General features: G+C 56.1%; 19 protein-coding genes and 1 pseudogene. 13 read left to right on the top strand and 7 right to left on the bottom strand.

What is annotated here, in order from left to right:
• Nucleotides 1-14 precede the first annotated feature (14 nt).
• Nucleotides 15-521, bottom strand: a pseudogene (locus AC07VR_RS26000) (TolC family protein); the annotation flags it as partial.
• Between the two features lie 567 nt (nt 522-1,088).
• Between AC07VR_RS26000 and AC07VR_RS26005 the strand changes: the two are divergent.
• The 3 genes from AC07VR_RS26005 to AC07VR_RS26015 all read left to right on the top strand — a co-directional run bounded on the left by AC07VR_RS26005 (nt 1,089) and on the right by AC07VR_RS26015 (nt 2,215).
• Nucleotides 1,089-1,295, top strand: a complete 207-nt coding sequence (locus tag AC07VR_RS26005; protein ID WP_495012974.1) for a hypothetical protein — start codon at nt 1,089-1,091, stop codon at nt 1,293-1,295.
• A gap of 389 nt (nt 1,296-1,684) precedes the next feature.
• Nucleotides 1,685-1,876 carry a hypothetical protein gene (locus AC07VR_RS26010; RefSeq protein WP_495012975.1) on the top strand — a complete coding sequence of 64 codons (192 nt, stop codon included), beginning with the start codon at nt 1,685-1,687 and terminating at the stop codon, nt 1,874-1,876.
• A gap of 147 nt (nt 1,877-2,023) precedes the next feature.
• Nucleotides 2,024-2,215 carry a hypothetical protein gene (locus tag AC07VR_RS26015; protein ID WP_495012976.1) on the top strand — a complete coding sequence of 64 codons (192 nt, stop codon included), beginning with the start codon at nt 2,024-2,026 and terminating at the stop codon, nt 2,213-2,215.
• Between the two features lie 481 nt (nt 2,216-2,696).
• Here the strand turns inward: AC07VR_RS26015 and AC07VR_RS26020 are convergent, their stop codons facing one another.
• Together AC07VR_RS26020 and AC07VR_RS26025 are read right to left on the bottom strand one after the other, a co-directional pair.
• Nucleotides 2,697-2,903, bottom strand: coding sequence for a LuxR C-terminal-related transcriptional regulator (locus tag AC07VR_RS26020; protein WP_494993694.1), 207 nt, complete (start codon nt 2,901-2,903; stop codon nt 2,697-2,699).
• A 17-nt stretch (nt 2,904-2,920) separates the two neighbouring features.
• On the bottom strand, nt 2,921-3,079 hold the full coding sequence (locus AC07VR_RS26025; RefSeq protein ID WP_495012977.1) for a hypothetical protein: 159 nt from the start codon (nt 3,077-3,079) through the stop codon (nt 2,921-2,923).
• A 400-nt stretch (nt 3,080-3,479) separates the two neighbouring features.
• Between AC07VR_RS26025 and cysM the strand changes: the two genes are divergently transcribed.
• From cysM to AC07VR_RS26050, 5 genes are all read left to right on the top strand, one after another.
• Entirely contained in the window at nt 3,480-4,382 is a 903-nt protein-coding gene (gene cysM, locus AC07VR_RS26030) for a cysteine synthase CysM (RefSeq protein ID WP_494993696.1), read from the top strand.
• Entirely contained in the window at nt 4,382-5,734 is a 1,353-nt protein-coding gene (gene rlmD, locus AC07VR_RS26035) for a 23S rRNA (uracil(1939)-C(5))-methyltransferase RlmD (RefSeq protein WP_495012978.1), read from the top strand. Before cysM ends, rlmD begins: the two co-directional genes overlap by 1 nt.
• A gap of 124 nt (nt 5,735-5,858) precedes the next feature.
• A complete protein-coding gene (gene relA / locus AC07VR_RS26040; RefSeq protein WP_494993698.1) occupies nt 5,859-8,102 on the top strand; it encodes a GTP diphosphokinase in 2,244 nt (747 codons plus the stop codon).
• Between the two features lie 103 nt (nt 8,103-8,205).
• Nucleotides 8,206-9,039: a nucleoside triphosphate pyrophosphohydrolase gene (gene mazG, locus AC07VR_RS26045; RefSeq protein ID WP_494993699.1), complete on the top strand. Its 834-nt coding sequence runs from the start codon at nt 8,206-8,208 to the stop codon at nt 9,037-9,039.
• A 24-nt stretch (nt 9,040-9,063) separates the two neighbouring features.
• Nucleotides 9,064-9,603: a DUF2058 domain-containing protein gene (locus tag AC07VR_RS26050; protein WP_494993700.1), complete on the top strand. Its 540-nt coding sequence runs from the start codon at nt 9,064-9,066 to the stop codon at nt 9,601-9,603.
• A 71-nt stretch (nt 9,604-9,674) separates the two neighbouring features.
• Here the strand turns inward: AC07VR_RS26050 and AC07VR_RS26055 are convergent, their stop codons facing one another.
• The 4 genes from AC07VR_RS26055 to purM all read right to left on the bottom strand — a co-directional run bounded on the left by AC07VR_RS26055 (nt 9,675) and on the right by purM (nt 12,594).
• The gene (locus AC07VR_RS26055; RefSeq protein ID WP_494993701.1) at nt 9,675-9,854 is read right to left on the bottom strand and encodes a hypothetical protein; all 180 of its coding nucleotides are present in this window, start codon (nt 9,852-9,854) and stop codon (nt 9,675-9,677) included.
• A 297-nt stretch (nt 9,855-10,151) separates the two neighbouring features.
• Complete coding sequence (locus AC07VR_RS26060; protein WP_494993702.1) at nt 10,152-10,865, bottom strand: DUF3108 domain-containing protein; 714 nt, start codon at nt 10,863-10,865, stop codon at nt 10,152-10,154.
• Nucleotides 10,866-10,873: 8 nt separating this feature from the next.
• A complete protein-coding gene (gene purN / locus AC07VR_RS26065) occupies nt 10,874-11,524 on the bottom strand; it encodes a phosphoribosylglycinamide formyltransferase (RefSeq protein WP_494993856.1) in 651 nt (216 codons plus the stop codon).
• 11 nt (nt 11,525-11,535) lie between these two features.
• Nucleotides 11,536-12,594 (bottom strand): phosphoribosylformylglycinamidine cyclo-ligase, encoded by a 1,059-nt coding sequence (gene purM, locus AC07VR_RS26070; protein ID WP_494993703.1) that lies wholly within the window; start codon nt 12,592-12,594, stop codon nt 11,536-11,538.
• A 386-nt stretch (nt 12,595-12,980) separates the two neighbouring features.
• Between purM and AC07VR_RS26075 the strand changes: the two genes are divergently transcribed.
• The 5 genes from AC07VR_RS26075 (at nt 12,981) to AC07VR_RS26095 (ending at nt 17,611) form a co-directional block, all read left to right on the top strand.
• On the top strand, nt 12,981-14,033 hold the full coding sequence (locus AC07VR_RS26075; RefSeq protein WP_495012979.1) for a DUF2066 domain-containing protein: 1,053 nt from the start codon (nt 12,981-12,983) through the stop codon (nt 14,031-14,033).
• A 35-nt stretch (nt 14,034-14,068) separates the two neighbouring features.
• Nucleotides 14,069-15,139: an AI-2E family transporter gene (locus AC07VR_RS26080; RefSeq protein WP_494993705.1), complete on the top strand. Its 1,071-nt coding sequence runs from the start codon at nt 14,069-14,071 to the stop codon at nt 15,137-15,139.
• Between the two features lie 233 nt (nt 15,140-15,372).
• A complete protein-coding gene (hda, locus tag AC07VR_RS26085; RefSeq protein WP_054049492.1) occupies nt 15,373-16,077 on the top strand; it encodes a DnaA regulatory inactivator Hda in 705 nt (234 codons plus the stop codon).
• A 213-nt stretch (nt 16,078-16,290) separates the two neighbouring features.
• Nucleotides 16,291-16,911: a C40 family peptidase gene (locus tag AC07VR_RS26090; RefSeq protein ID WP_495012980.1), complete on the top strand. Its 621-nt coding sequence runs from the start codon at nt 16,291-16,293 to the stop codon at nt 16,909-16,911.
• A 166-nt stretch (nt 16,912-17,077) separates the two neighbouring features.
• Nucleotides 17,078-17,611 carry a C40 family peptidase gene (locus AC07VR_RS26095; protein WP_494993707.1) on the top strand — a complete coding sequence of 178 codons (534 nt, stop codon included), beginning with the start codon at nt 17,078-17,080 and terminating at the stop codon, nt 17,609-17,611.
• Nucleotides 17,612-17,632: the final 21 nt, after the last annotated feature.

The raw sequence follows: 17,632 nt of genomic DNA on the forward strand, positions 1-17,632 counted from the left end.
ACCGCCGGGTTCGGTTACTGCAGTGTCCAGAACCCAAGGCGCCCCAGGTTAGCGGCCAATTTCAAACGAGAAACTTGCCAATTGCTCAACGCTCTAATGTGTTGCTCTTCCGCTGAAGCATAAGACGTCAATGTGTTAAGCAATTCGATCATGCTACCAACACCAGAGCGATAACGACCTTGAACTATCTCAAGAGACTGGCGCGACTGCACCACCAATTCACCTGTACGTTCCAGGCTGAGAGTTTCGATACTAAGTGCTTGATAGTTTGCCCATAAGTCAACTAATACTATCTGTTCCGCATCGATAAGCTCAGCCCTGCTTGCCTCAAGGCGTGCTTGGGCATTACGTATTTGATAAGTGCGTTCGAATCCTTCAAACAAGGGAATATTTAGCTGCAAACCGATCGTTCTGTCGCGTTCGCTTCTATCTCCGTTGAGCGCCTGTGATCGATTGCTTTGGGTTTCGGAGATGTCAGCAGTTAACGATAATGTCGGTCTTCCTGTCGCTCGGCGCTCTTCATGGACAAAGCTTTCCAGTATTCGACCATATTGTGGGACGTATATCTTGATTTGTCCCGAAGACGATATGAGCTGGCCTGGCACGGTGGTCCGCTTTGTATAGCTGCCCCATATGAAGAAAATGACTACCAGCGATGCTGGCAGTGTGGAAAACAGCGTGAATACGGCGAAGGATACAGGCCGAATTAGAACTATTTCTCCTAATAATCGTACTTGCTTTGCTTCTAATGCCTCAGTTCTAAATAACGGAGTTTTTTCATCGATACAAAACGTCTCTTTCTCTGATTCTGGTGGGAAAAAATTGGCATGGCAGCGTAACGATATAGAGTTGCTATTGTATCTAACGTAAAGAGAGCAATACGTGATAGCGCACAGCTTGTTGTGGCGTTCAAGGCATCATAGGTTGTCGGTGCGATGGAACTATACGGCCTTATGCTCGCGATCATCACCCCTACATGTGTAGGATTTTTTCCGGCCAGTAGAATGGTTATCTTGTCTGGGATCAGCAATTGGCCGTAATCACGGAAGGGTGTTGTCGCTCTTATGGGACATAACAGGTTATCTGACTTGCAGGAAGTTTTCGTACGCTTTGAAGCAGTCGAAGCTAAAGGAACTTCAATTGTATTTTTTAACGAAAAATTAAAATGTGGTTTGAGCAAAGAGGAAGTGCTCTCAAAATACAGTTACGTTGTCGCTAATAGCAATTCTGTCGGAAAGATAGGAACAGATAAAAAACATTTTTCGCTGAGCGGTACGGCGGAGACGGCATTTTAAGGAATGGCGGCGGTGGCCGTTGTGGTTTTGATGGTGATTTTCAAGTCAAAGGGATTGGCCCTAATCAGTTAGTTGGAGGCTATATTGGAACTACAGTAGGAGGGGGCATTTAATACTGGAGATTTTGTCGGTGTTACGGTAGGAGGGGCATTAGTTGGAGCTGTTGGTGGACCGACTGGTCTAGTTAATGCAATAAAAGGAGTTGGGCTCGGCTATGGCGGAGGGATAGTCGCCGGAGGTATAGGCCGAGAAATGAAACCACGCGGAGGCTAATACTAGGTAAAGGAGCGCAAAAAGCGCTTTAATTACAGCGTCTATCCTAGAATATTGGCTGTATTAGCCTTTTTGCGCTTTTATTTTATTATATCGGTCGGCTAGCAGGTGATGCTATGAAAATACTGTTGTATGCGGTTTTGTGCTTGTTTATCGCGCTTGCCTGCAGGGGGGCGAATGATTTTGTGAAAGTGACGTTTGGATTTACGTTTTCAAATAAATATCTTGATGTGTTTTATGTTCCTGCTGTTGTAATTTTGGTCATTGCTATAGTTCCGAAGCTGATGACCTGCCTAGGCTTTTTCTGAATGAAATGATTCGAGAGAGGTATCAATGGGGGCGCTAAGTTATTCGCAAGAGGAAGGGGCGTACAGGCTTGGGCCTGAGTTCACTGGTGTCAATGCATTAAAAGGGTTTTTTCTGCTTTCTGTTAGCTATTCTTTGTAGGAGTAAGCATGTCGATTTTGTTGTCGGCTTTATTGGGTTTATTTATGGGGTTGGTTTATAAAGGAGTCGTTAGTCTGGTTAAATCGGCCTTTGGGTATACTCCTTCAGTGACGCTCGTTCAAATGTTTGTTTTTCCAGCAATTGTTTTTTTTGTTATTGCCATGGTCCCACGGTTGATGGTTTGTCTAGGATTGTCTTGAGTGGCAACAAATATGGGGGGCAATTGTGGAGTTTTTTATCTCTGCTGTTTGAAGTTTATTTTGTTGTTTGGACAAGGCTCCTGGATTATTTCTAGTGAGGAGTATCTCTGTTTGTTAGAAATGTAAAGTGGAGGTGTGGCTCTTGCTGTTTGGTGACTGGTTGTGATTATAGCCGCCTTCAACTCCTGTTAACTATTTACCTATGCCGGCCTAGATAGGAAGATCGCAAAAAAAAGGCTAAGGCTTGCATTTAAGTTTCACCTCCGCAAGGGCTTAATTTCGTTAGTGCTTTTTGCGATTTTTATTTTACTTGTTTCAAGTTTTACTTGGTTTTTACAGGTGATGCTAAACTCAGCTGGCGGTCGCTTGTTGGATACTAAATGCGCTGGCAGGGTCTGAGTTGCCTAGTTTGGCTTTTGCTCTGTGATGCGAAAAATAGTCTGGCTGATCGATTTTTATAACCCTATAGACGTAGGGTGACTCAGAACTTTTCTTTTCTCATTTCTGCTGCGAATAGCTCCGCCCTCGAGCCGACCCCTTTCTTGCGAAGAATTGAAGACACATAATCGCGCACTGTGAAATCACTTATCCCAAGCAACAACGCGATTTGTTTATTGGTTTTGCCTTGCAGAAGTGATTGCAGGACTTCTTGTTCCCTTTTTGTCATGTTTTTAACGCCCCATGCCATTCGTGTTTAAATCCTGCTCACTCCCGGCGCTTGCCCGTCAGTGAGTAGATCGGCTCCAGAACCCATTCATAGAGACGACGCTTGTCTTGGACGATATCGGCTTCTAACAACCCGGCCAGCAGGGGCTGCGAATAGCCGTACACGGCAACCGTCTGCGAATCGAGTGCGACAGTCACACGATAAAAAAGCTTTGCTGGCAGGGCTGCATCCTGAACCGCACTTGCAACATGAGTAGATAACTCCTGAGCCGCATAGGGGCTCCTGCCACTGAATGTGCGGTGACACCCATAGACTATCGATGAAGCCCGTAGCGCAACAGTTCATGCAAACCGCCACAACTTGCGGGAAACTTCCTACATCCTACAAGTTAGCCTTGAAATGCCATCGCGATGTCTTCGCGGGCAAGCCGCGCATCTACAGGTTTTTGCGCGTTTTCTGAGGCGAGGCTTGCCTGCGAGCGAGCCGATGAGGTGCTGCTTATAGCATTCAGCCATAAGCCCCATACTTTGCGTGATATGGCCCGCGCACGTTTGCCGGTATGATAGGCGTCCCCGCAGTCTGGATTGCGAATACGCCATGACCTTGCAGTACCCAACCATCGCCGATTGCGTCGGCAACACCCCGCTAGTCCGTTTGCAACGCCTGCCCGGCGTCACCAGCAATACCCTGCTGCTCAAACTTGAGGGGAATAACCCAGCGGGTTCGGTCAAGGACCGTCCGGCGCTGTCGATGATCACCCGTGCGGAGTTGCGTGGGCAGATCCATGCCGGCGATACGCTGATCGAAGCGACCTCGGGTAATACCGGGATCGCCTTGGCGATGGCCGCGGCAATCAAGGGTTACAAGATGATCCTGATCATGCCCGGCAACGCCAGTGCCGAGCGCAAGGCAGCAATGACCGCCTATGGCGCCGAACTGATTCTGGTCACACAGGAAGAGGGTATGGAAGGCGCTCGTGACCTCGCCGAGCGGATGCAGGCCGAGGGTCGCGGCAAGGTGCTCGACCAGTTCGCCAACATTGATAACCCCGAGGCGCACTACACCGGCACCGGCCCGGAAATCTGGCGCCAGACCCAGGGCAGCATCACCCATTTCATCAGCTCCATGGGCACCACCGGCACCATCATGGGCGTTTCGCGCTACCTGAAGGAACAGAATCCGGCGGTGCAGATCGTTGGCCTGCAACCGATGGAAGGCTCGGCCATTCCCGGTATCCGCCGCTGGCCGCAAGAATACTTGCCGAAGATCTACCAGGCCGATCGGGTCGACCGGATAGTCGACATGGCCCAAAGCGAAGCCGAAGACGTGACCCGTCGACTGGCCCGCGAAGAAGGTATTTTCTGTGGTGTGTCCTCGGGCGGTGCTGTAGCGGCGATGCTGCGGCTGTCCCAGGAAGTCGAAAACGCGGTGATGGTCGCGATCATTTGTGACCGTGGCGACCGTTACCTGTCGACCGGCATTTTCGACGCGCCCAACTGATGGCCAGGCAAGAGAGAGGCCTGCGCTTCCAGCCCACTGGCGGCAGCAAGGCCGCGCAAGTCCCGACCGGCAAAAAGCAGCGCCTGAGCATTGAACGCCTGGCTAATGACGGTCGCGGTATCGCGTTTTTCGAAGGTCGCACCTGGTTCGTCATCGGCGCTCTGGCCGGTGAAGACGTCGAAGCGCGGGTCCTGGGTGCCCACGGCAAAGTTGTCGAAGCACGTACCGAGCGGGTATTGCAGGCCAGTGAACTGCGCCGTCCGGCACCGTGCGCCCACGCCGGGCGCTGCGGCGGTTGCAGCGTTCAGCATCTGCCCCACAACGAACAACTTGCCCTGAAACAGCGCATGCTCGCCGAGCAGTTGTCGCGGGTCGCAGGGGTCGAGCCCGAGGAGTGGGCCGCTCCCTTGAGCGGGCCGGAATTCGGTTACCGACGTCGCGCCCGGGTGGCGGTGCGCTGGGATGCCAAGGCGAAAAAGCTCGAAGTGGGCTTTCGTGCTGCAGCCAGCCAGGACATCGTCGGCATCAATGATTGCCTGGTGTTGGTACAGCCCTTGCAGCCGATCATGAAACGCTTGCCGGAGATGCTACGGCGTTTGAGCAAACCTCAGGCATTGGGCCATGTGGAGTTGTTCAGTGGTTCGGCCATCGCATTTCTGCTGCGGCACATGTCGCCACTGTCTGACGCTGATTTGACGATACTCAAAGAATTCTGCGCATTCCATGAGGCCCAGTTGTGGCTACACGGCGAAGGCGAGCCGCAACCGGTCGAGCCGGATCAGCAGCTCGGTTATCGACTGGAACAGTGGGATTTGCAACTGGCTTATCGGCCAGGGGATTTCATCCAGGTGAACGCCGGGGTCAATGAAGCGATGGTCGCTCAGGCTCTGCAATGGCTGGCGCCGAAGTCCAGTGAGCGCGTCCTCGATCTGTTCTGCGGCTTGGGTAACTTTGCTCTGCCATTGGCTCGACTGGTTAAAGAAGTGGTCGCGGTAGAAGGGGTGTCGACCATGGTCGAACGTGCCGCCGGCAATGCCACCAGCAATAATGTGCATAACGCGAAGTTTTTTCAGGCCGATTTATCCCAGCCTTTGGCTGATGCCAAATGGGCCAGCGAGGGCTTTTCTGCGGTACTCTTGGACCCACCTCGTGACGGTGCTTTCGAAGTAGTGCGCAAGCTCGCTACCCTGGGCGCAGAACGGTTGGTTTATGTGTCATGCAACCCGGCGACGCTGGCCCGTGACACGGTTGAGTTGATCAAGCAGGGCTACCGGTTAAAACGTGCCGGGATCCTCGATATGTTTCCTCAGACGGCACATGTCGAGGCCATGGCGTTATTTGAAGCGAACTAGGATGGTTCGTCTGGTCCGACTGGCCCGCTGATGCATGACCCTCGCCAGCCCAGCGAGGGACCATTGGCAACGAAGGTCAGCGATTTTGACGCATTGAATGTGCGTCGTAGGGAAGGTAAGCAAGATGGTACAGGTGAGAGCACACCAGCCGATCAACACCGACGGCAGTATCAATCTCGAGGCATGGCTCGATCATGCGGTCAGTGTCGATATGGCGCTGGACCGTGAAGCCTTGAAAGAAGCCTGCGAGTTCGCTCGCCAGGCTGAACAGCAAGACAATGCGGCGAAGAATCTCTGGGCCGAGGGGATGTCGAGTTTCCGTACCGGTCTGGAAATCGCAGAAATTCTCGCTGACCTCAAACTGGACCAGGATTCGCTGGTGGCTGCGGTGCTTTACCGCGGTGTTCGTGAAGGGCAGATCCAGTTGCCGGTGGTCAGTCAGCGTTTTGGTCCGGTGGTGGCCAAGCTGATCGACGGCGTACTGCGCATGGCCGCGATCAGTGCCAGTTTGAGCCCGCGCCAGTCATTGGTGCTCGGCACCCAAGGGCAGGTCGAAAACCTTCGCAAGATGCTCGTGGCCATGGTCGATGACGTTCGCGTCGCGCTGATCAAGCTGGCCGAACGCACCTGCGCGATTCGTGCGGTGAAAACCGCCGATGACGAAAAGCGCAACCGGGTCGCCCGGGAAGTTTTCGACATCTACGCGCCCCTGGCTCACCGTCTTGGTATCGGGCATATCAAATGGGAGCTGGAGGATTTGTCCTTCCGTTACCTGGAGCCCGATCAGTACAAGCAGATCGCCAAGTTGCTGCATGAACGTCGCCTCGATCGCGAACGTTTCATCACCGATGTGATGAACCAATTGCAGAGCGAACTGCACGCTACTGGCGTCGACGCTGACATCAGTGGCCGGGCCAAGCACATCTATTCGATCTGGCGAAAAATGCAGCGCAAGGGGCTGGAGTTCAGCCAGATCTACGACGTGCGCGCCGTTCGAGTGCTGGTGCCGGAAATGCGTGACTGCTACACCGCGCTGGGCATCGTCCATACCCTGTGGCGGCACATCCCGAAAGAGTTCGACGACTACATCGCCAACCCTAAAGAGAACGGCTATCGCTCGTTGCATACCGCGGTTATCGGTCCTGAAGGCAAGGTGCTGGAAGTCCAGATTCGTACCCATGCGATGCACGAAGAGGCCGAGCTGGGTGTTTGTGCGCACTGGCGATACAAAGGCACCGACGTTAAATCCAGCTCCAATCACTACGAAGAGAAAATCTCCTGGCTGCGTCAGGTGCTCGAGTGGCACGAGGAATTGGGGGATATCGGTGGCCTGGCCGAACAGCTGCGCGTCGATATCGAGCCGGACCGGGTTTACATCTTCACCCCGGACGGCCACGCCATCGACTTGCCCAAAGGCGCGACGCCACTGGACTTCGCCTACCGCGTGCACACCGAGATCGGTCACAACTGCCGCGGCGCCAAGATCAACGGGCGCATCGTTCCGCTCAACTACAGCCTGCAAACCGGTGAGCAGGTCGAGATCATCACCAGCAAGCACGGCACGCCGAGCCGCGACTGGCTGAACCCGAACCTGGGTTACATCACCACTTCCCGGGCCCGGGCGAAGATCGTCCACTGGTTCAAGTTACAGGCTCGTGATCAAAACGTAGCCGCCGGTAAAACCTTGCTCGAACGTGAGCTGGGACGTCTGGGCTTGCCTCAGGTTGATTTCGACAAGCTGGCCGACAAGGCCAACATGAAAACCGCCGAGGACATGTTTGCCGCGTTGGGGGCTGGCGATTTGCGCCTGGCGCAGTTGGTCAACCTGGCCCAGCAACTGGTCGAGCCGGAGCGTGGCAACGAACAGCTGGAGTTGATTCCACGCAAGGCCACCGGCTACAAACCCGGCAAGCGCGGCGACATCCAGATCCAGGGCGTAGGCAACCTGATGACTCAGATGGCCGGCTGCTGCCAGCCGCTTCCGGGGGATGCGATCGTCGGTTACATCACCCAGGGCCGGGGCGTCAGCATTCACCGTCAGGACTGTGCATCAGTGCTGCAATTGAGCGGTCGTGAGCCGGAACGGATCATTCAGGTCAGTTGGGGCCCGGTGCCGGTGTTGACCTATCCGGTCGACATCATCATTCGCGCCTATGACCGCTCTGGTTTGCTGCGCGACGTTTCGCAAGTGCTGCTCAACGAGCGGATCAACGTGCTGGCAGTCAATACCCGCTCCAACAAGGAAAACAACACAGCGTTGATGTCCTTGACCATCGAGATTCCGGGGCTGGATGCGTTGGGGCGGTTGCTCGGGAGAATTTCCCAGTTGCCGAACATCATTGAAACCCGCCGCAACCGGACGCCATGAAATGCGATCCCCTGTAGGAGCGAGCTTGCTCGCGATAGAGTTTTACCTGACACACCGCTATCGCGAGCAAGCTCGCTCCTACAGGTTGCGCAGAGACCTATAGATGTATTCACTTGAAGACTTGTTGCACCTGATGAGCCGGCTGCGGGACCCGCAGTACGGCTGTCCGTGGGATATCAAACAGACTTACGCCACGATTGTGCCCCACACCCTGGAAGAGGCCTATGAGGTTGCTGACGCCATCGAGCGCGGTGACTTCGATCACCTCCAGGGCGAGCTGGGCGATTTGTTGTTTCAGGTGGTTTATTACAGTCAGTTGGCCCGGGAAGAGGGGCGCTTCGAATTTGATGGCGTTGTCGACAGCATCACCCGCAAATTGATTCGGCGTCACCCCCATGTGTTTCCGACCGGCGATCTTTATGCGCCACTGGATGTCCCGCGGCTCGACGAAGACCAGGTCAAGCAGCGTTGGGAAGAGATCAAGGCCGAGGAGCGGGCTGAGAAGTCCCATGCCCCGGAGCAGTTGTCCTTGCTCGATGATGTGCCTGGCGCGTTGCCTGCGCTATCCCGCGCGGCGAAATTGCAGAAGCGTGCGGCTCAGGTTGGTTTCGACTGGCCCGACGCCTTGCCGGTGATCGACAAGGTCCGTGAGGAGCTCGATGAAGTGCTCGAGGCCATGGCCGATAACGACGCTGCGGCCATCGCCGATGAAGTCGGCGATCTGCTGTTTGTCGTGGTGAATCTGGCCCGGCACCTCAAGGTCGATCCGGAAACTGCCTTGCGTGGCGCCAACATCAAGTTCGAGCGACGTTTCCGATTTATCGAACAGGCATTGCGCGACACCCACCGTCCCATAGAAGATTGCACCCTCGAAGAGTTGGACGCCTTGTGGGGCGAAGCCAAACGTCAGGAAAAGAATTTGCCCAGCTGCGGCTGAGCCGTTGCCTAAGTGAGTAAGTACATGAGCCTTTCCCTTCGCGACCAGTTGCTCAAAGCAGGGCTGGTCAACCAAAAGCAGGCCAAACAGGTCGGCAAAGACAAGCAGAAACAACAGCGTTTGGCCCACAAGGGTCAGATTGAACTTGACGACTCGCAGCAGCGTGCAGCCCAGGAGGCTATGGCCGAGAAGGTCAAGCGCGACCAGGAGCTCAATCGTCAGCAGCAGGAAAAGGCCGAGCAGAAAGCCCGTGCCGCGCAGATCAAGCAATTGATCGAGGTTTCGCGCCTGCCGAAGCTGACCACCGAGGACTACTACAACTTCGTCGACGACAAAAAGGTCAAGCGCCTGTCGGTCAACACCCTGATGCGCAACAAGCTCAGTAGCGGTTCGTTGGCCATCGTCCACCATGCCGGCGGTTATGAAGTCATTCCCCGTGAGGCGGCGCTGAAGATCCAGGAGCGCGATCCTCGTCGTATCGTTCAGCTCAATACCCAGACTGAAGAAGTGGATGCGGATGATCCGTACGCGGCCTACCAGATCCCTGACGACCTGATGTGGTAAGCCCCACGGCTTGACGACAAACCCCGCTCATTGGCGGGGTTTGTGGTTTTCCAGGCCTGTCATTTCATCGATCAGGCGTCGCGTTGCTGTTCCAGGTTTTCCAGTTCGGCCTTATAGCGGTGGGCGTCGCTCTCGGAGTGGAACATCCCCACCAGCATGTCTTGTTGATGCACGTCCCAGATCCGGATACCGGCGGCCAGGCCTTCGTGGGACATATGCGAATCGTCGCGTTCAGTTACTTTTACAGTCATCTGCGGGCTCCAATTTCTGTTGATCTGCAGCAAGGCATCTGCAGGCCTTGGTTATATTATTTCTTAGCTTGCTAAGTAAATACCTCAGACTGGTAACGGTCTTGTGCAAAAAATGAAACAGTCCCGCAGCCCGCGAAAGACGCGACATCCGGTCGCAGGCCTCCGGCTTTTCTGACAGAAGTTTCATCACCGACGGCATTGTTATCGTAGGCGTCCTCCTGCTCCTGCGGGGCCTTTGCAAAAACTGCAGGCGAAAAAAAGCCCCGCATTCGCGAGGCTTATTCACTTCGATCCGGATCAGCTGCCTTTGACAGCCTTGCCGTCGACCGTACCGTCCTGGAGCATGATGTTGTACTCCTTGCCATCGGTCTCGACCTGACGCAGGGCTACCAGAATGTAGCCCCAGTCCTTGGCGAACCACATTTCGGTTATGCGCTTGTTCTGTGTCGGGTCGCGGACGCGTTCGACCTTGATCGCATCGACCGAACCTGCCTTGGTCTGGACTTTCTCAGAGCCGATCACGCGGAAGTCGTAGGTGTCTGTGTCTTCACCTTCGACCACCTGATAGCTCATGCTTTTTTTGCCGGCTGCTACATCGCGCTGCAAGGCCAGTTGATAAGTGGACTTGTCCAGCATGCCTGTGTTGAGCGGGACCTTGACCGGGTCGCCGCGATCAGTACCGGTGACCATCTTGGTGGTCCAGTCGAAGTCCAGATTGACCTTCTTGGCTTTGCCCAGACCACCGCGTTCGAAGCGATATGACTGGGGCAGCAAGGCGTCCTTGTCCAGCTTCAGGGTGCTTTCCTCGGTCAGGCTGGCGACCAGCATGGAGGCCTTGAAATTCAAGGTCCAGGAGCCGTTGGCATTTTTCGACAGGCTGCGTTCGGCCGAACCGCTCATGGGGAGTTGCTTCCAGTCGGCGGTATAACTGGCGGAGAAAGGTTGAAGGTCCGCTGCCTGCACAACAGGCAGGGCGAGCAGAGCACAAGCGAAGAGCAGGGCACGACGCATAAAATCTCCTAGATTCGAATCAAGTGGCCGCTGGCCGCAAGTAACTGACCATCCAATAATGCACCATGTTCACCAAGCGTTAACCGACCTTCGGCAAACCAGCGCACTGCCATCGGGTAAATCCGGTGCTCCTGGACGTGGACTCGTTGCGCCAGACTCTGCGGCGAGTCGTCTAACTCTACCGGGATCACTGCCTGTACGACCAGTGGCCCGCCATCGAGTTCCTCGGTTACGAAATGCACGCTGCAGCCGTGCTCGGTATCACCGGCCTCCAGCGCTCGCTGATGAGTGTTCAACCCTTTGTATTTGGGTAGCAGCGATGGGTGGATATTCAGCAGGCGGCCCTGGTAATGACGAACGAAATCGGCACTGAGGATGCGCATGAATCCGGCAAGGACGACGAGCTTGGGTTTAAAGGCGTCGATCAGTTCGATCAAGGCGGCATCGAAGGCCTCACGACCTTCGAAAGCCTTGTGATCGAGAGAGCGGGTTTCGATACCCGCTTCTCTGGCACGTTGCAGGCCGTAGGCGTCGGCGCGGTTGGAAATCACCGCGCGGATGCGGACCGGGTTGTCCCCGGCCAGACTGTTGTCGATCAGAGCCTGCAAGTTGCTGCCGGTGCCGGAAAGCAGCACCACTACATCACAGGTGGTCGGCATCTGCTCGCGCATTAGTGAGCCTTGAGGTTTTTCAGCTCGACCTGTGCAGCGCCTTCGGCGGCAGCAGCGATCTGGCCGATGACCCACGGTTGCTCGCCTGCTTCACGCAGTACGTTGAGGGCCGTTTCAACATGCTCCTGAGCCACGCAGATCACCATGCCAACGCCGCAGTTCAGCACGCGGTGCATTTCCACTTCGTCAACGTTGCCTTTCTCTTGCAGCCAGTCGAAGACAGCCGGGCGCTGCCAGCTGGCGACATCGACCACGGCCTGAGCGCCTTCAGGCAGAACGCGCGGGATGTTGTCGAGCAGGCCGCCACCGGTGATGTGGGCCATGGCTTTGACTGCGCCAGTGTCTTTGATCAGCTTGAGCAGGGGCTTTACGTAGATACGGGTCGGGGCCATCAGCAGGTCGGTCAGAGGTTTGCCGTCGAGCTGGATGTTTTCGATGTCTGCACCGGACACTTCGATGATCTTGCGGATCAGCGAGTAGCCGTTGGAGTGCGGGCCGGAAGACGGCAGGGCGAGCAGGGCATCGCCAGCGGCGACTTTCGAACCGTCGATGATTTCGGATTTTTCCACGACGCCGACGCAGAAACCGGCCAGGTCGTAGTCTTCACCTTCGTACATGCCCGGCATTTCAGCGGTTTCACCGCCGACCAGCGAGCAGCCGGACAACTCGCAACCTGCGCCGATACCGGTCACGACCTGGGTAGCGGTCTCGACATTCAGTTTGCCGGTGGCGTAATAGTCGAGGAAGAACAGCGGTTCTGCGCCGCACACCACCAGATCGTTGACGCACATGGCGACCAGGTCGATGCCGATGCTGTCATGTTTATTCAGGTTCAACGCCAGACGCAGCTTGGTGCCGACACCGTCGGTGCCGGAGACCAGAACCGGCTGTTTGTAGCCTGCCGGGATTTCGCAGAGGGCGCCAAAACCGCCCAGGCCGCCCATGACTTCCGGGCGCGCAGTGCGCTTGGCGACGCTCTTGATGCGTTCGACCAATGCTTCACCGGCGTCGATGTCTACACCGGCGTCCTTGTAGCTCAGGGAGGGTTGCTTGCTCATGATCCAGGCCTTTAGGGGGGATTCAGGGATATCGACCGAGTCCAGTGAGACCACTGAAAAAACCAATGCGCGATTGCCGCGCGAGTATTTCAGGGTGCCCAGCTGTTGCCGGTCTGCGAAGGCGCGCGATTTTATCAGGCTTGAGGGGCAGCGGCCATCCTCGGGCCGACGGGTAGGGACATATCGCGTTAAAAAAAGCCGTTATTGCTCGTGTTGGTAGCCTCGCTCGCAGCTGTATAAGGTATAGCCTTTAACCAGCTATCGTTATGACAGTGCAAAAACTTCCATTGGTCGTGTGAATGTTTTGCGCAGGCGTGTGGTCACAGCCTTGCTCAATCGTGTTCATGCGGTCTGTTCCAGCCGCTTTTTTCCGTCGGGAATCTTCCATGCGTCTGTGTAAAATTCTATTTGTGGGTTGTTTGTCATTTGTCAGTCTGGCGAGTCATGCCGAAGCCCTTAGTGGTCTCTATCAAGTGCGCGAACCCGTCAGCGGTCAGACCCCGCAAGAGCGCGATCAAGCCACGCAAAAGGCTTTGGAGACTCTGGTGCTGCGCTTGACCGGTGATGCCAAAGCCGCGCAGGGCCCAGGGCTGGCGGCTATTCGCAAGGATCCGCAGCAGATCATCAGCCAATACGGCTATGACGCCGGGCCTCCTGAAAGCCTGAAAGTCGATTTCGATCCGGTCAGCACTGATCGCGCATTACGTCAGGCAGGGTTGGCATTGTGGGGTAGCAATCGTCCGTCGATTCTCATTTGGTGGCTGAACGATTCGACCGAAGGCTCCAGCCTGATGGGCGACGGCCAGGCCAGCGCCGAGCCGCTGCGCCGAGCAGCCCAGCACCGCGGTTTGCCACTGCGTTTGCCGTTGGGGGATCTGAGTGAACAGATCGTCGGCACCGCACCGATTCTTGAAGGGACCGACCCGGCGCCGCTGTATGCAGCTTCGCAACGCTACGCCGCTGACGCCTTGCTGGCGGTACATGCCCGTCAGGAGGGTGGGCAGTGGCAGGCCAAATGGCGTCTGTGGCTAGGCGATCAGCGTGAACAGGGCAGTGTGCAGGGCGCCGATACCGCAGCTCTGGCCGATGCCGTTTTGCTGGCCGTCAGTCAGAAGCTGGCACCACGCTTCGTCGCCAGGCCGGGAGCGTCGACCGAGCAGCTGCTGGAGGTGCAAGGCATGACCCTGGAGCGCTACGCGGCGCTTGGGCATTTACTTGAGCCGTTTGGCGCGCAAGTGCAGCGTGTCGAGGGTGACAGAGTCATTTATCGGGTCAATGGCAGCGCCGAGCAATTGCGAGCGCAATTGGGGTTGGCGAAGCTGCAAGAGGTTCCCGCGGGTGTGCCGGTGGCGCCGGTAGCGTCTGCTCAGCCAGCGGTCGAAGGTGCAGCGCCGGTTAGTGCTCCGGCACCAACCGCGCAACTGCGTTTCCGCTGGTAAGTTTTTCTTTCCTTATATACAAGCTGGAGTGGTTCATGGCTGATACGCGTCGTTGGGTGTGGTTGGGTGGGGTCATCCTGCTGTGCGCGTTTGTGTATCTATTGCATCCGATCCTCTCACCGTTCCTGGTGGCGCTGCTGCTGGCCTATCTGTTCGACCCTCTGGTGGATCGGCTGGAAAAGCTCGGCCTCTCGCGAACCTGGGGCGTGGTGGCAGTGTTCGCGCTATTCACCTTGATCGTCATGACGTTGTTGCTGGTTCTTGTGCCCATGCTGGCCAAGCAGTTGTTCCGGCTGTATGAGCTGGCACCGCAAATGCTCGATTGGTTGCAGCACACGGCGATGCCTTGGGTGCAGTCGAAACTGGGGCTTGCAGAAGGTTTCTGGAAGTTCGACAAGGTCAAGGCTGCGATCAGTGAGCATATGGGGCAGACCACCGACATTGTCGGTGTGGTACTGAGCCAGGCAACGGCCTCCGGCCTGGCGTTGATCGCCTGGCTGGCTAACCTGGTGTTGATCCCGGTGGTCAGTTTCTACCTCCTTCGGGACTGGGATCTGATGATGGCCAGGATCCGTAGCCTGCTACCTCGCAATCGTGAAGAGCGTGCGGTGTCATTGGCAGGAGAGTGCCACGAAGTACTTGGGGCATTTGTTCGCGGTCAGTTGCTGGTGATGCTGGCCTTGGGTGTGATCTATGCAGCAGGCTTGATGCTGGTCGGGCTGGAGCTCGGGCTGTTGATCGGTCTGATTGCCGGCCTGGCGGCCATCGTGCCATACATGGGGTTTGTCATCGGGATTGGCGCGGCGTTGATCGTCGGGTTGTTTCAGTTTGGTGGTGATCTGTATTCGATGATTGGCATTGTCGCGGTGTTCATGGTCGGTCAGGCGTTGGAAGGCATGGTGCTAACGCCGTTGTTGGTCGGGGACCGGATAGGCTTGCACCCGGTGGCGGTGATCTTTGCGATCATGGCTGGCGGTGAGCTGTTTGGATTCACCGGGATCCTGCTGGCGTTGCCGGTGGCAGCGGTGATCATGGTGCTGGTGCGCCATGTGCATGATTTGTATAAAGATTCTGGCATGTACAGTGGTGTGGAAGATTCTGATTGAGATGCGCTGTCGATTAAGCGCCCAAGGCTGCCCGGCTCATTGCCGGGCAGGCCTGTAGGGTGTTCATGGCTGTCACATCCGCCGTCAAACAAACCCCGTCGGTACCTGTAAATTAACGCAAACCTTTGATTTTGCTTATGGTCTGCTGCATTGTGCGCCCGGCGTCACGGGTATAAACTTTGCAAACTTTACACAGAGGCCACTAACGGTTCGTTTGGAACTGTTCAGTCAGCATGAAACCGATTCAGCTGCCCCTAGGTGTGCGTCTGCGTGATGACGCCACCTTTATCAACTACTACCCAGGCGCCAATGCCGCTGCACTCGGCTATGTCGAGCGGCTTTGCGAAGCCGACGCCGGCTGGACCGAAAGCCTGATCTATCTCTGGGGCAAGGATGGCGTCGGGCGTACGCACTTGCTGCAAGCCGCTTGCTTGCGTTTTGAACAAATGGGCGAGCCGGCGGTGTACTTGCCGCTGGCAGAGTTGCTGGATCGCGGTATCGAAATTCTCGACAACCTTGAGCAATACGAGCTGGTCTGTCTGGATGATTTGCAGGCGGTAGCGGGGCGAGCGGACTGGGAAGAGGCGTTGTTCCATCTGTTCAACCGTTTGCGTGACAGTGGTCGGCGTCTGCTGATCGCCGCTTCAACCTCCCCACGTGAATTGCCGGTGAAGCTGGCGGACTTGAAATCACGCTTGACCCTGGCGTTGATTTTCCAGATGCGTCCACTGTCCGATGAAGACAAGCTGCGAGCTCTGCAATTGCGTGCTTCGCGTCGTGGTCTGCACCTGACCGATGAGGTCGGGCACTTTATCCTCACTCGCGGCACTCGCAGCATGAGTGCGTTGTTCGAGCTGCTGGAACGTCTCGATCAGGCTTCGTTGCAGGCGCAACGCAAGCTGACCATTCCCTTCCTTAAAGAAACCCTGGGCTGGTAAAACCGCAGTCTGTAGCGCTTTTTTGGCACTTTCAAGGCGCCAGAAAACCCGCTCCAGGGATGCTTCCAGGGTGCGCGAGCGTTTATATCGGGCTTAAGGCCTTAGATGTAAACGAGAAACCGATAAGTCACATTTACATCGATTGAATTTGCAAATGAGGATGATAGAAGGCATAGTCGCGGCTTCTTTATATCTTCAGCCACGGTCGTGCCCATGCTAAAGCGCTTCGCACCCCTCGTGCCTCTCGCACTCGTCACCCTGTTGTTTGGTTGCGCTGCTCACTCTCCGGTGTCGCAACAGCAAGAACAACAGTTTAAAAATTCTGTTACTGCCCAGTCTTCCGCTGCTTACCGGGAAGAACTGGCGACTGAAAAAGAACTGGCCGACTTCGCCGGCAGCAAGCCGTACCAGCTGCCAGTTCTGGCCGACAGCATCCTTGAGCGTGGTATGTCTCTGATCGGTACCCGCTACCGTTTCGGTGGCACCTCCGAGGCTGGCTTCGATTGCAGCGGCTTCATCGGTTATCTGTTCCGTGAAGAGGCGGGCATGAATTTGCCGCGCTCCACTCGCGAGATGATCAACGTTGACGCACCGCTGGTCGCTCGCAACAATCTCAAGCCCGGTGATCTGCTGTTCTTCAGCACCAGTGGTCGCCGTGGCCGTGTCAGTCACGCGGGGATCTACCTGGGTGATGACCAGTTCATCCACTCCAGCAGCCGTCGTAGCGGTGGTGTTCGAGTCGATAACCTGGGCGACAGCTACTGGAGCAAGACCTTCATCGAAGCCAAGCGCGCACTCGCCATGGCCCCGACCACGGTCACTGCTCGCAAGTAATCAGTCTTTTTGTAAGGTTAAGTTAAAGTCTTACTTGAAGTTTGACGCGTAGCCGCTAGAATCCTGACCTATTGTTGATAACCTAACCGCGTAAGCCCTGCTTACGCGGTTTTGTTTTCAGCCTCACGGCAGAGAAAGCCGCATCCAGATCAGGATTGTTCTGCATATGTCGACGTCGGCCCGCCTCGCCCTTCTCGTTTTCGCGGCACTGCTCAGTGCATGCGCCAGCCATACTCCGCCGCCAGCTCCGGTGGTTCGGCCTCCTGTTTTCGCTTCCCCTCAAACCTATTCGCCTGCCGCTGAAGACGTGCTTTTCCGTGCGTTGGGCCTGGTGGGTACGCCTTATCGTTGGGGGGGTAATACGCCGGATTCGGGTTTTGATTGCAGTGGCCTGATCGGCTATGTCTATCGCGATGCAGCTGGCATCACTCTGCCGCGTTCGACCCGCGAGATGATCGGCATGCGCGCTCAGGATGTCGACCAGAATGCACTGCAAACCGGCGATCTGGTATTTTTCGCCACCAATGGCGGCTCGCAAGTCAGTCACGCCGGGATCTATGTCGGCGAAGGCCGGTTTGTTCACGCGCCGGCCACTGGCGGAACGGTTAAGCTGGACAGTCTGTCCAAAACCTATTGGCAGAAAGCCTATCTAAGCGCCAAGCGGGTATTGCAGCCTGAGCATCTGGCGCGCAACCCTTAGGTCGCACCTTTGCAGAGGTTG

The sequence above is a fragment of the Pseudomonas sp. GW821-FHT02H09 genome, from assembly GCF_059421425.1.

Coding starts and splice junctions, on each gene's coding strand:
- AC07VR_RS26010 (WP_495012975.1), top strand. CDS start 1,685: ATGAAAATACTGTTGTATGCGGTTTTGTGCTTGTTTATCGCGCTTGCC.
- AC07VR_RS26015 (WP_495012976.1), top strand. CDS start 2,024: ATGTCGATTTTGTTGTCGGCTTTATTGGGTTTATTTATGGGGTTGGTT.
- AC07VR_RS26020 (WP_494993694.1), bottom strand. CDS start 2,903: ATGGCATGGGGCGTTAAAAACATGACAAAAAGGGAACAAGAAGTCCTG.
- cysM (WP_494993696.1), top strand. CDS start 3,480: ATGACCTTGCAGTACCCAACCATCGCCGATTGCGTCGGCAACACCCCG.
- rlmD (WP_495012978.1), top strand. CDS start 4,382: ATGGCCAGGCAAGAGAGAGGCCTGCGCTTCCAGCCCACTGGCGGCAGC.
- relA (WP_494993698.1), top strand. CDS start 5,859: ATGGTACAGGTGAGAGCACACCAGCCGATCAACACCGACGGCAGTATC.
- mazG (WP_494993699.1), top strand. CDS start 8,206: ATGTATTCACTTGAAGACTTGTTGCACCTGATGAGCCGGCTGCGGGAC.
- AC07VR_RS26050 (WP_494993700.1), top strand. CDS start 9,064: ATGAGCCTTTCCCTTCGCGACCAGTTGCTCAAAGCAGGGCTGGTCAAC.
- AC07VR_RS26055 (WP_494993701.1), bottom strand. CDS start 9,854: ATGACTGTAAAAGTAACTGAACGCGACGATTCGCATATGTCCCACGAA.
- AC07VR_RS26060 (WP_494993702.1), bottom strand. CDS start 10,865: ATGCGTCGTGCCCTGCTCTTCGCTTGTGCTCTGCTCGCCCTGCCTGTT.
- purN (WP_494993856.1), bottom strand. CDS start 11,524: ATGCCGACCACCTGTGATGTAGTGGTGCTGCTTTCCGGCACCGGCAGC.
- purM (WP_494993703.1), bottom strand. CDS start 12,594: ATGAGCAAGCAACCCTCCCTGAGCTACAAGGACGCCGGTGTAGACATC.
- AC07VR_RS26075 (WP_495012979.1), top strand. CDS start 12,981: ATGCGTCTGTGTAAAATTCTATTTGTGGGTTGTTTGTCATTTGTCAGT.
- AC07VR_RS26080 (WP_494993705.1), top strand. CDS start 14,069: ATGGCTGATACGCGTCGTTGGGTGTGGTTGGGTGGGGTCATCCTGCTG.
- hda (WP_054049492.1), top strand. CDS start 15,373: ATGAAACCGATTCAGCTGCCCCTAGGTGTGCGTCTGCGTGATGACGCC.
- AC07VR_RS26090 (WP_495012980.1), top strand. CDS start 16,291: ATGCTAAAGCGCTTCGCACCCCTCGTGCCTCTCGCACTCGTCACCCTG.
- AC07VR_RS26095 (WP_494993707.1), top strand. CDS start 17,078: ATGTCGACGTCGGCCCGCCTCGCCCTTCTCGTTTTCGCGGCACTGCTC.